At 36.0% G+C, this 12,830-nt stretch carries 13 protein-coding genes; 3 read left to right on the top strand and 10 right to left on the bottom strand.

The window, feature by feature from the left end; all coding sequences use genetic code 11:
- Positions 1-7: 7 nt before the first annotated feature.
- The 4 genes from dnaK to KQI71_RS07065 form a co-directional block, all read right to left on the bottom strand.
- Positions 8-1,870, bottom strand: coding sequence for a molecular chaperone DnaK (gene dnaK / locus KQI71_RS07080; protein ID WP_216435216.1), 1,863 nt, complete (start codon positions 1,868-1,870; stop codon positions 8-10).
- A gap of 43 nt (positions 1,871-1,913) precedes the next feature.
- A complete protein-coding gene (grpE, locus tag KQI71_RS07075; RefSeq protein WP_216435215.1) occupies positions 1,914-2,492 on the bottom strand; it encodes a nucleotide exchange factor GrpE in 579 nt (192 codons plus the stop codon).
- A 16-nt stretch (positions 2,493-2,508) separates the two neighbouring features.
- Positions 2,509-3,540, bottom strand: a complete 1,032-nt coding sequence (hrcA, locus tag KQI71_RS07070) for a heat-inducible transcriptional repressor HrcA (protein ID WP_216435214.1) — start codon at positions 3,538-3,540, stop codon at positions 2,509-2,511.
- A 172-nt stretch (positions 3,541-3,712) separates the two neighbouring features.
- Positions 3,713-4,468, bottom strand: a complete 756-nt coding sequence (locus tag KQI71_RS07065) for a DeoR/GlpR family DNA-binding transcription regulator (RefSeq protein WP_216435213.1) — start codon at positions 4,466-4,468, stop codon at positions 3,713-3,715.
- A 186-nt stretch (positions 4,469-4,654) separates the two neighbouring features.
- Here KQI71_RS07065 and KQI71_RS07060 point away from each other — a divergent pair, with 186 nt between their 5' ends.
- Complete coding sequence (locus KQI71_RS07060; RefSeq protein WP_216435212.1) at positions 4,655-5,554, top strand: glycyl-radical enzyme activating protein; 900 nt, start codon at positions 4,655-4,657, stop codon at positions 5,552-5,554.
- Positions 5,555-5,604: 50 nt separating this feature from the next.
- On the opposite strand, the gene KQI71_RS07055 is transcribed toward KQI71_RS07060, so the two are convergent.
- Positions 5,605-6,282 (bottom strand): transaldolase family protein, encoded by a 678-nt coding sequence (locus KQI71_RS07055; protein ID WP_216435211.1) that lies wholly within the window; start codon positions 6,280-6,282, stop codon positions 5,605-5,607.
- 29 nt (positions 6,283-6,311) lie between these two features.
- Positions 6,312-8,726, bottom strand: coding sequence for a glycyl radical protein (locus KQI71_RS07050; protein ID WP_216435210.1), 2,415 nt, complete (start codon positions 8,724-8,726; stop codon positions 6,312-6,314).
- Between the two features lie 216 nt (positions 8,727-8,942).
- Between KQI71_RS07050 and KQI71_RS07045 the strand changes: the two genes are divergently transcribed.
- Both KQI71_RS07045 and KQI71_RS07040 read left to right on the top strand, forming a co-directional pair.
- Positions 8,943-9,872: a Gfo/Idh/MocA family oxidoreductase gene (locus KQI71_RS07045; protein ID WP_253287978.1), complete on the top strand. Its 930-nt coding sequence runs from the start codon at positions 8,943-8,945 to the stop codon at positions 9,870-9,872.
- Entirely contained in the window at positions 9,873-10,232 is a 360-nt protein-coding gene (locus KQI71_RS07040) for a hypothetical protein (RefSeq protein WP_216435209.1), read from the top strand.
- A 50-nt stretch (positions 10,233-10,282) separates the two neighbouring features.
- Here KQI71_RS07040 and KQI71_RS12705 read toward each other — a convergent pair whose 3' ends face one another.
- Genes KQI71_RS12705 through KQI71_RS07020 form a run of 4 tightly spaced genes read right to left on the bottom strand, consistent with a single transcriptional unit; the run spans position 10,283 to position 12,735 of the window.
- Positions 10,283-10,993, bottom strand: a complete 711-nt coding sequence (locus KQI71_RS12705) for a glycoside hydrolase family 36 N-terminal domain-containing protein (RefSeq protein ID WP_330655358.1) — start codon at positions 10,991-10,993, stop codon at positions 10,283-10,285.
- 56 nt (positions 10,994-11,049) lie between these two features.
- On the bottom strand, positions 11,050-11,502 hold the full coding sequence (locus KQI71_RS07030) for a DUF3284 domain-containing protein (RefSeq protein WP_216435208.1): 453 nt from the start codon (positions 11,500-11,502) through the stop codon (positions 11,050-11,052).
- 30 nt (positions 11,503-11,532) lie between these two features.
- Complete coding sequence (locus KQI71_RS07025) at positions 11,533-11,790, bottom strand: hypothetical protein (protein ID WP_216435207.1); 258 nt, start codon at positions 11,788-11,790, stop codon at positions 11,533-11,535.
- A gap of 27 nt (positions 11,791-11,817) precedes the next feature.
- Positions 11,818-12,735 carry a PTS sugar transporter subunit IIC gene (locus KQI71_RS07020; protein WP_256442127.1) on the bottom strand — a complete coding sequence of 306 codons (918 nt, stop codon included), beginning with the start codon at positions 12,733-12,735 and terminating at the stop codon, positions 11,818-11,820.
- Positions 12,736-12,830: the final 95 nt, after the last annotated feature.

Genomic DNA, 12,830 nt, shown 5'->3' with positions numbered 1-12,830 from the left:
CTCCATTTTATACTTCTTTATAATCTCCATCAACGACATTGTCGTCTGCTCCTGAAGATGTCTGTCCTGCACCTGCATTTCCTTCTGGTGCAGCCTGACCAGCTGCAGCTGCTGCTTCATACATCTTAGCAAACAAGTTCTGAGCACTTGTCATTAATTTTTCTTTCTTAGCTTTCATATCTTCAACCTGAGCATCTGTCATTTCCTGATCTTTTGTCTGCTCCATGAAGTCTTTTAAGTCTTTTAAGTCAGCCTCTACTGCTGTTTTCTCTGTAGCATCTACTTTGTCTCCAGCTTCTTCCAGTGCTTTTTCTGTCTGGAATACCATAGAATCAGCTTCATTTCTTGCATCAATTGCTTCTTTACGTTTCTTATCCTGTGCTTCAAATTCAGCAGCTTCTTTTACAGCCTTATCGATATCTTCATCAGACATATTAGATCCCGCTGTAATTGTGATGTGCTGTTCTTTTCCTGTTCCAAGATCTTTTGCTGATACATTTACAATACCATTTGCATCAATGTCAAATGTAACTTCGATCTGAGGAACTCCACGTCTTGCAGGTGCGATACCATCCAGTCTAAATCTTCCTAAAGATTTATTATCTTTTGCAAACTGTCTTTCACCCTGTACTACGTTGATATCTACAGCGCTCTGGTTATCTTCTGCTGTTGAGAAGATCTGGCTCTTCTTTGTAGGAATTGTTGTATTTCTCTCGATCAGACGAGTTGCAACTCCTCCCATTGTTTCAATAGACAGTGATAATGGTGTAACATCCAGAAGAAGGATATCGCCTGCACCAGCATCTCCTGCTAATTTACCACCCTGAATAGAAGCACCAATTGCTACACATTCATCTGGGTTAATTCCTTTGAAAGGTTCTTTTCCTGTTAACTGCTGTACTTTATCCTGTACGGCTGGGATACGTGTAGAACCACCAACTAATAATACTTTGCTTAACTCAGAAGCTGTCATTCCAGCGTCATTTAATGCAGCATTTACAGGTCCTGCTGTTCTTTCTACTAAGTGAGCTGTTAATTCATCAAATTTTGCTCTTGTAAGGTTCATATCAAAATGTTTTGGTCCTTCAGCTGTTGCTGTGATGAATGGAAGGTTGATATTTGTTGTTGTAGAAGAAGATAATTCTTTCTTTGCTTTTTCTGCAGCTTCTTTTAATCTCTGCATAGCCATCTTATCTGTTGATAAGTCTACACCTTCCTGTTTTTTAAATTCATCTAACATATACTGTGTGATAACATTATCAAAGTCATCTCCACCTAATTTGTTATCTCCTGCTGTTGATAATACTTCGATGACACCATCACCAATTTCAATGATTGATACATCAAATGTACCACCACCAAGGTCATATACCATAATCTTTTGCTCATCTTCATTATCAAGTCCATAAGATAATGCTGCTGCTGTTGGTTCGTTAATAATACGTTTTACATCAAGACCAGCAATTTTACCAGCATCTTTTGTTGCCTGACGCTGAGCATCATTAAAGTATGCAGGAACTGTGATAACTGCTTCACTTACTTTTTCTCCTAAATAATTTTCTGCATCAGATTTTAATTTCTGAAGAATCATTGCAGAAATCTCCTGTGGAGAGTAAGATTTATCATCAATCTGTACTTTATAATCTGTTCCCATATGTCTTTTAATAGAAGAAATTGTTTTTTCAGCGTTTGTTACTGCCTGACGTTTTGCAGGTTCACCAATCACACGTTCTCCTGTTTTTGTAAATGCTACTACAGATGGTGTTGTTCTCATTCCTTCTGCATTTGTAATAACGGTAGGTTTTCCACCTTCCATAACTGCTACGCAACTGTTTGTTGTACCTAAGTCAATACCAATGATTTTACCCATGATCTATTTCCTCCTAAGATTATCTTCTATATCAAATTTATAATTAGTTTGCTACTTTTACCATGCTATGGCGCAGTACATTTTCTTTGTACATATAACCCTTCTGCATTTCTTCAGCAACAACATTTTCACCTAATTCTTCATCCTCCACATGCATGACTGCATTATGAAGGTTTGCATCAAATTCTTTTCCTGTTGCATCCATCGGTGTTACTCCAAGATCTTCCATAACAGCGACTAACTGTTTGTAGATCTGCTGAATTCCCTGAACGAATGCAGAGTCTTTTTCTTCTTCTGAAACAGCATCCAGACCTCTTTCAAAATTATCAATGACTGGAAGAAGCTTTTCTAAAACACCCATAGCTCCCATATCATAACGCTGTACTGCTTCTTTTGCTGTACGTTTTCTTGCATTCTCAAATTCAGCCATCAATCTCTGATATTTGTCTTTCCACTGTGCAACTTCTGCTTTCAGTTCTTCTATCTGATCTTTCTTTGTTTCTTTTTTAGAATCTTCCTTCTTAGAATCTTCTTTTTTTGTTTTTTCTTCTTTTATATCTTCTGTAGATTTCTCCACTTCTTTTTCCTCATTTTCTTGGAATTTCTTTTCTTGTTCTTTCATTCCTTCACTTCCTTTCTCAGGTTTTATCCTTAAAGATATCGTCAAGTTCCTCTGTTAGATTTTTTAAGGTCTTCACAACTTTCTTATAATCCATTCGTTTCGGACCGATGATTCCAACGGTTCCAGTACCTCCTTCAGCAAGTTGATATGTTGCCGTCACAACACTACAATCTTTCATGTTCTTTACCGGAGATTCTTCTCCAATATAAACCTGAATGCCATTGTGTTCTTCCTTGTCTTCCAGAGTTGTATCTACTAGTTTCGTCAGTGCCTTTTTCTCCACCAGCGTATCCAAAAGTTCTGTTGCTGTGTCCGGATTTCCAAGCTCCGGATATTTCAAAATATTGGCAGCTCCACCAGTATATATTTCCATATGATCTGCATCATGAATCGCTCTTGCAATTTCTTCGAGAATTCTTTCTAAAATATCCTGCCGAATACCTGCCTGTTCCCTCATTGTTTGAATTAATGCAAGATTCATGTCCTGCAGAGAAAGTCCTTGCAAAAATGTATTTAGTAATACATTCAGCTTTAAAATGTCCTCGTTGGATAACGGTTCTTCCACAGAAATCATCTGATTCTTCACGATGTTTCCCTGGGTTACAATAACTGCCAGAAGATGTTCATAATCTACCTGAGACAGCTGAACAAATTTTAATGTAACATTCTGATAATGAGGTGATGAAACCATGGTTGCATAATTTGTGCTGCTTGCAAGTACATTTGCAACTTGTTTTAATAAAACTTCCATTTTATCTACTCGTTGAATCAGCGCCTGCTTTTCTTCATGATCATTTTCACGCTCCGTCATCAGCTGATCTACATAAAAACGATATCCTGCATCAGAAGGAATCCGTCCTGCTGACGTATGAGGCTGTAAGATATATCCCATATCTTCCAGATCCGCCATCTCATTTCGGATCGTTGCAGAACTTAAATTCAGTTCTGGATGTTTGGATATGGTTCTTGACCCTACTGGCTCACCAGTCTTGAGGTAATTGGCAATAATCGCTTTCAATATTAACTTTTTACGATCATTTAGTTCCATATCGTTTCCCTCCCGTTATTAGCACTCAGTAACATCGAGTGCTAACATCTATATTTAAAGTACCACTTTCATTTTTTATTGTCAACTATTTTTTTAAAAAATTTTTATTTTTTTTAATAAGAAAAAACAGACCTCAAAATTTTTACTTCTTGGATCTGTTCTTTTTCCCTATTTATTTCACAATGTTTACCAAAATTCCACTTTGCTCCATTGTTGTCTTTGCATCTTCCGGAATCTTACGATCTGTAAAAATCATGTGGACATCTTTTAGCCGAGACTGAAGAACTACCCCATGTTCTTTAAATTTACTCGAATCCGTCAAAATAATCGCCTGCCTTGCAGAACCCATCATGCTTTTCATTGCCTCTGCCCGCATCATATCACCACAGGTAAATCCAATTCCTGGAATATATCCATCCGTTCCCATAAATAACTTATCTACATAAAAAGCTTCTGCACATGTCTTTACAAGCGGTCCAACCATAACTTCTGCTTCTTTTTGATATTCACCGCCAAGTAAAATGACTTTCGTCACTCCACCTTCTGAATGACGAATAAATCTTGCAATAAATGCTGAATTTGTAATCACAGTGATATCTTTTTTTGTCTCTGCCAAACGCGCAACCATTAATGCGCAACTTGATCCAGATTCCACCATGATAGTTTCTCCATCGGATACCAATTCACTAGCAGCTTCTGCAATCCTTTGCTTAATATCGTAACGAACAGCCAGACGATTGGAAATATCCGACATATTTTTTACAACTGCATATCCATGCTCTCTTGTCAAAAGTTCCATACTTTCCAAAGCATCCAAATCTTTCCGGATAGTAACCTGTGATACCTCCAGCATATCAGATAAGGTTGTGACCTCAACTTTCTTTTGCTGAGTTACAATTTCAAGAATCTTTGTTTGTCTGTCTGTCATTTTTCTCTCCTTTCTCTTTGTTTTATTATAACATACCCTATTTTATAATAGGAAGAAAAAACTCCATTCCGAATCTTAGTGCCTTTGAAATTTTCATTCATAATTTATTTTATTTTCATTTGAAATATTTTTATTCACTTTTAAAATCTTTTATGTTACAATAAACGCAAAAAGGAGGATGACGATATGTCAGAAAAAGGAATTGTTTTTAATATACAAAAATTTAGCATTCATGACGGACCAGGAATTCGTACCACAGTGTTCTTAAAAGGCTGTCCATTGCGTTGTAAATGGTGTGCAAACCCGGAATCACAACGATCAGAAGCGCAGATTTTACATAATGAAAAAAAATGTGTACACTGTAAAACCTGTATCCGTGCCTGTCCTAAACATGCAATTTCCATAATAGATAAACGGATTACAATAGATCCTTCCCATTGCAATGGATGTTTTACCTGTATAAAATCCTGTCCTTCCAAGTGCCTAAATTTTGAAGGAGAATTCAAAACTGTGAATGACGTTGTCTCTATTTGTCTTCAAGATATTGATTTTTACGAAGAATCCGGTGGCGGCGTTACAATCTCTGGTGGAGAAGGAATGGGACAACCTGATTTCGTCAAAGAATTACTTATCAGATTAAAAGAAAAAGGAATTCATACAGCAATTGAAACAACAGGATACATCAAGGATGATATTTTTCAAGAGCTCGCCCCAATGTTTGATCTTTTGCTATTTGATGTTAAGCATTTTGACAGCAAACAGCATAAAATCGGAACCGGTGTGCCAAATGAACAAATTATAAAAAATCTTACCTGGGCTATCCAACACAAAATCGAAGTACTTCCGCGAATTCCAGTCATTCCAAATTTTAATGCATCCTTAGAAGATGCAAAAGGAATTGCCCATCTGCTGACTCAAGTTGGTGCAAAAAACGTACAGCTTCTCCCATTTCATCAATTTGGTGAAAACAAGTATCATCTTCTTGGAAAAACCTATGCATATGAACAGGTAGAGGCATTACATCCGGAAGACCTTACAGATTATCAAAATATCTTTCTTAATGCCGGTATCAAATGTTTCTTTTAATGCAAAAAAGAAGGTTTACAGAAATGCAAACCTTCTTTTTATTTTCTTACTTAACAATCACTCATTGTTTTTCCTTCTCCAGTTAGCCCTTCAAAATCCGCAACAAAGACATCAATTGCTGATGTAATTGCCTGATTTTTTACAAGTCCTTCGATAACATCTGGGGAAATGGTAGATGCACCAATTCCATATTCACATAATTCCAAAACCTGCTGTGAATTTTTAAAACTTGCTGCAAGAACTTCTGTCTTTAAATGATTATTTTTAAAAATATTATGAATCTTTTTTGCTACTTCGACTCCATCATATCCCATATTGTCGATACGGTTGATATACGGTGCTGCATAAGCTGCCCCACATTTTCCTGCAAGAAAGGCCTGCATCGGAGTATAAATTGCGGTTGCTGTTGTTTGAATGTCCTCAGCTGCCAGCTGTTTCATTGCCTTAAACCCTTCTTTTACAGAAGGAACTTTTACAAAAGTATTTTTACCAAGTTCCTTTACAATGCGATGGGCATCTTCTACCATTCCATGTGCATCTTTCGCAACAACTTGAACATGCAGTTCTGCATCTGTTCCGATAAATTCACGAATTTCCTTTAGAACTTCATAAGGTTTTCTTCCGCTTTTTGCAAGAATCGACGGATTTGTTGTTACTCCGTCAATTGGATAATACTCATAAATTTTTTTAATCAAATCCATATGTGCGTCATCAATAATTAATTTCATTTTATTCTCCTCTTTCTATAGATTACAATTTATAATGTCTGTTCAGTTCTTCCAATAATATCATCTTGTGTCTTTTTAGAAAGTACATTGAAAAATGCACTGTATCCTGCAACACGAACGATCAAATCTTTATGTTTCTCTGGATGTTTCTGTGCATCGATCAGTGTTTCTCTGGATACAATGTTATACTGTACATGATATCCATGTAAACGGTTAAAGAATGTACGGATCAGCATTTCTAATTTCTGTTTATTTTCTTCCGTGGACAGCATCTGTGGTGTCATCTTCTGATTCAACAGAACTCCACCTGTAATCTTCTCTGTTGGAAGTTTTGCAACTGTTTTAAATACAGCTGTTGGACCATTCTTGTCTGCATTATGTGCCGGACTGCTTCCTTCTGCTAATGGCTCAAATGCGTTTCTTCCATCAGGCGTCGCAACAGTTCCCATTCCTTGTCCAACATTCGCACTGATAGAGGATGTTCCACCATAACGAATACCTCCAATTGGTCCCCTATGATAACGTGTATTTGGATATTTTTTGATTTCATCTAAGTAAGAATCATAAGCTTCTACAACCAACTGATCGACATAATCATCATCATTTCCATATTTCGGAACATCATTGATGAGCATTTCCTGAATCTTTTTGTTCTCTTCGGACTGAAAGTTATCTAAGATTGCATTCCAAAGTTGTTCTTTTGTGATCTTCTTCTCTTCGTATACCAGTTTCTTGATCGCTGCAAGGGAATCTGCCATATTCGCAATACCAACCTGAAGTCCGGAGATAAAGTCATAGACTGCTCCACCTTCTTTGATCGTTTTTCCTCTTCCAATACAGTCATCTGTTAATGCAGAACATAACACATCTGGCACATCTCTTTCCGATGCTTTATCAATCGCATTCTCAACAATAACACTATAACGGGTCATTTCTCTAACAGTCTTATCCCATGCTTCTAAGAGATCTTCGTAGGTTTCCATTTCTGTAAATTTTCCATATCCTTTCGTAAATCTCTTACCACTTGTTAAATCAACTCCATCATTCATGGCACAAAGCAGGACTCTTGGAAAATTAATATAAGACATACCCGTGCAGCGATATCCCCATTTACCAGGAACAGCTGTTTCTACACATCCGATCGCACTGTAGTTATATGCGTCTTCTTCCTTGACACCCCAATGAATAAAGGAAGGAATAATAATCTCATCATTATTGAATGCCGGCATCCCAAATCCGAGTTTCATAACTTCGATACATTCGTCAAAAAAATGTTTATTGATATTGGCATGATAACGAACGGTTAAGTTTGGCTGCGTCAATCTTGTCTGTGCAACGGACTGTAGTACAACAAAACTTAATTCATTAACTGCATCTTTTTTATCTGTTGTTTGTCCGCCAATCGTAACATTTTGATACATTGGAGAACCTGCAGAACTCAAAGTATGTGCCTGTGAACGAACTTTATTAATAGTTAGCGTTTTAATCCAAAGACACGTTAACAATTCTAATGCATCTTCTTTTGTGATCTTTCCTTCGTTGATATCTTTCATATAATATGGATACATATACTGGTCAAAACGTCCATAGCTTAAAGAATGTCCGTTAGATTCGATCTGAAGAATCAGCTGAATAAACCATACAGACTGAACTGCTTCTCTAAACGATGCTGCTGGTTCATATGGAACTTTGGCACAGATCTCACTCATCTGTAATAACTCTTCCTTACGTTTTATATCTGTTTCTTTGTCTGCTAGTTCTTTGGCAAGTTTACAATAGCGCTTTGTAAAATCACGAACTGCTTCAATCACAGTTAAGACCGCTTTATAAAACACATTCTTATCAATACTTTCTGGTTTTGTAAAGTCAAGCGCTTCTTTTAATTCTCTTACTCGTTTTTCGTATCCTTTTAATCCATCGGATAAGATTCTTTGGTAATTCACTGCCAGATGGGCATCTCCGGCGTTTAATTTTCCTTCCATTCCAAAAACACCAGTTTCCATAAAAACATCTACTTCTTCTGGAAGCAGTGCTTCTCCTCTGGCACGAAGATTGTTATTCTTCCAGAATGGAGCAATCTCTCTTAACTGTTCTTTTGTCTCTTCTGTAATATAAAAAACATCTCCGTCACGTTTCTCAAAGAGATCTAATTCGTTCATAACGAATTCCATTGTGTATTCCGGGAAAATTGGAGCATTCTTATTTTTTGTTGCCTGGTTTCCTGCAATCAGGGATTTGTCATCGATATAAATACTCATTCCTTCTAAGATCTTTTTCAGCATCAAAGCTCTTACCATAACTCTTGGCTGATTTTGGTTCTCTTTGTAAGCTTCTGTCGCTAATACTGCCCTCTGCGCATCAATGTATGGTTTCGCATCCAGCACTTCCTCACGAAATGCTTTCATTCGATCTGTTAATACGCCAAAATGTTCGGTATTTTTCATGATATCTCCTTTCAATAGTTTCATTCGTAATTATTTTTTGTTTTGTTTGTAACTACAATGTACCATTATTTTATTTTGATGTCAATACATTTTCATTTCATATATCATTTTGAATATGTTTTTGATATACTATGTTTAGAAAATCAAAGCGAAAGTGAGGACATACAAAGAACATCTAAATTGGGCATACTTGGTACTGGAGTTATTGCAAACGAAATGGCCGTGGCATTACAAAAAATGGGAAAATCCTTATATGCATTAGGCAATCGTACTCATCAAAAAGCCATTGATTTTGTTAAGAAATATGGCGTTGAAAAAGTCTATGATCAAATCGATGATATGTTTTTTGACGATAATGTAGATATCATTTATATTACAAGCCCACATAACACACATTACTCTTTTATGAAAAAGGCTCTTGAACAAGGAAAACATCTTCTCGTAGAAAAGTCTATTACATTAAATAGCAGGGAACTTGATGAAATGATTGCATTAGCTAATGAAAAACAACGAATTCTTGCAGAAGCTATGACCATTTGGCATATGCCACTTTATAAAAAGCTTTGGAATATTGTAAACTCTGGACAACTTGGAAATGTCCAGATAATTACAATGAATTTTGGAAGTTTTAAAGAATATGATATGAATAATCGCTTTTTTAATATGAATCTTGCAGGTGGTGCTATGCTCGATATCGGTGTGTACGCACTTTCTATTGTAAGAAGTTTTATGAAAGAAACACCAACAGAGATCTTAAGCCAGTGGAAAGCATCCCCAACAGGTTCCGATGAACAAGCAACCGTCCTATTGAAAAATACATCCGAACAAATGGCAACCGTTGCTCTTTCTATGCACTCCAAACAGCCAAAAAGGGATATGATCAGCTGTGAGAAGGGATATATTGAAATTATGGAATACCCAAGAGCTGATAAGGCAATCATTGTAGATGCAGAAACCGGAGAGGTCACCAAAATTGAAGCCGGAGAAACTCCAAATGCACTTTACTATGAAATGATGGATATGGAAAAAGCTGTAAAAACAGGCGATTCTTCTTCCATGAATCTTACTTATTCTAAAGATGTTATGGATATTATGACAAAATTAAGAAAAGAATGGGGTCTGAAATATCCAAAAGAAGAATGGTAAATGGAAAATCTACCATCTGTTATATTTTTCCAACCATTTCATAAAATGTATCATGGAGGTTTTGTTATGCATTCCAATACAAATATGGACTTGGAACGTTTAAAGTTAAATAGTCGTTATAAGCAACTACATCGTCCATCAAAGATCGAAAAAGAGCCTATCAATACGACTTCTTACTGGACTTTTTTTAAATTGCGTGCCGGTTTTTCTTTCCTTTTTCTCTTTTTTATCATCGCTTCTACAAAAGCGTTCCCTGATTCAAAGACGAAACAGGTAACATCCGTTTTTCAAAAAATCGATCAGAAAGATCCTTATACGAGAAAAGCTTTTTATGAAATACGACAATGGAAAAAAAACTAAAAGAAAGGATTAGACTTTTTCCTGTCTAATCCCTTCTTTTATATAAATTATTATGATCTTTTTGTCAGATAAATAATCTTAGACTGATAATCTCCAAAAAGCTGTGCTGTTGATTCGTTGGCTCCATTAAATTGTGATGGTTTTCGAATTTCTTTTTCCTTCAGCAAACTTCCATTATAAAGCATTCCTGTTTCTTTTTCTTCATAATAACTACTTTTATCTAAAAATGGAAGTTTGATATATTCACAAGTTGTTGCATTTGGTTGTGCCAAAATTCGATAGTAACCAATCATCACTTCTTTTCTATCTCTTGTAACAAGTGCCCAGATTGTTTCATTTCCATCATTTTGTATTCGGTTTTTTCGTACAATAACCGGTGAATTCTTATAAATTGAAAAAAACAAAGTAACCGTCACTTCATTTACAGGATCATTTAATGTCAATTTAAGTGTCTCTACATCTTGACAATTTCTTGTTTGAGGCACTCCTTCTTCTATTTCTTTTCCATAAAGGATCTCATGATCCTTTATGGAAAGTTGCAAATAGCATGGAAGATGATCCCGTTTGAGATCGATTGCTCCTTCGTGAAAATCTGTTGTCCCATACACCGGATATTCTTGCATCTGATCTGCAAGGGTAAAGTCATGGTCTTCTTTATAATATTTTACCGTACCGGCAGATTTATCTTTCCGTATGGCAAGATAACAGCAATCCTCATATGTTAGATTCTGAATCGTATTTCCATAATAAACATGTCCAATTTGGCCATTTTTTAAAACAGATATGATATAGCTGATTTTTGATTACGTCAATCATTCTAGCAGATTCCTTCCCTTTGTAATGTTTGTTGTTCTAAGTATTTGATGCGCTTTTTCAACTGCATACGGAATAAAATCCGATATGGTAAAGACACAAGGGAAAAATTTGCACGATCTCTTTTTTTCTCAAAAGAATTTTCTTCCATATAGCAAATCTTTATCGCCCCTTCTTCTTCAAAAATATGAAATGTTTGAAGGATTTCACCTTTGGAATAACTAGTTTTCATTTGAAACTCTTCATTTTCTTTGATTTTTGTAATCTCAATTACTCCATTAACTTTTTCTTTCGTTGTTTTTGTATAAAAAGGTTTCGAAATTTTAATTCCTTCTGTTAACTGTTTAATCTTAGAATCATAAAATTGGAAATATTTCAACTGTTCTTGCATTAAAGTTTTAAATAAATCTTTTGGATTGCTTGCAATCTTTTTTTCATATTTTAATACATTCCCCATGACATTTCCCCTTCTTATTTTTTTATTCTTCTACCTGAGCTTCTTCCTCATCCTTAAGATAAATTTATCCAGTGCTTTCATGAATGGAAGCCAGATGATAATGGAAATTACTACATTCACTAACTGTAAAATTCCACCTCGAATAGAAGATGTTCCAATCCATCCAGATAAGAAAACTGGAGTTGTCCAGATAACAGTAACACCGATTGGTCTCGGAACAAGACCGAAATAAATTGCACAGTAAGAAGTAATCACTGTTACAACTGGTGCCAGAACCCATGGAATCAAAATTGTTGGATTTAATACAATTGGAAGTCAAAAAGTAACTGGTTCAGAAATATTAAAAAATGCCGGAGCTACGACCATTTTCATTGTGCTCTTTAAACGTACCGATCTTGCAATGATTAATGCAACTAAAATAATACCAAGAGTCATTCCATTTCCACCGATCAGTGGGAAAATTCCCATGAATGTCGAGCACACAATATGAGGAATCAGTGCACCTGCTGAATACGCTGCATAGTTTTCCAATGCCAGTGTATTCCAGATTGGGTCCATTACAGAGTTTACAACAGCCTGTCCATGAACACCAAACCACCATAATAGCTGTGCGAGGATTACAGCAATGATTGTTGCTGGAAGGCTGGATCCAAGATTAGTCAGCGGTCTCTGTAAGATTGTAAAGAGACAGTCAAAGGCATTTCCCCATTTTGTAAATGTGAAAATATAACGAATGATATTAAATACCATTAACGTTACCGCACCTGGTAAGATAGAGGTAAAGGAGTTTGCGATTCCTTGTGGAATCTGCTCCGGCATTTTAATTGTGATATCCTTATTTTCAAGGAATGCAAAAATTTCTGTTGCAATAAAAGCAGTGAGAATTCCAACGAACATTCCTTGTGCCCCAAGTTTTGGTAATGGCATATATGTGACATCTTTTACAACTTGAAATGGAAGAAGCATAAAGAAAGATGCTAATGCAATTGCTCCTGCATATAATGGATTACACTTTAATTTTTTTCCTAACGTGTAAGCAATACCAAAGACAACAAAGACAGAAGAAACATTCATTGTTGCATTTCCTACAGTTCCAAAAAAGTTATTTAAAAAGTCAAGTACTGCTTGCGGTAAAAGGCCATCAAAGCGGAAGGTTTGTGGAAAATTTTGAATAATCATTGCGATCGACGCAAACATAGTTGCAGGAAAAGCAACCATAAATCCATCTCGCAAACTTACAAGAAACTAGTTGTTGGAGATTGCATTTGCCATTGGCAGTACTTTCTCCATAATCTTATCTTTCATTTTTTAAGTCCTTTCTTTCATTT

It is taken from the genome of Anaerostipes sp. MSJ-23 (assembly GCF_018918155.1).
Lineage (GTDB): Bacteria > Bacillota > Clostridia > Lachnospirales > Lachnospiraceae > Anaerostipes.
Note: the sequence above shows the minus strand (reverse complement) of the source record. Positions and strands in the feature narration are given on the sequence as shown.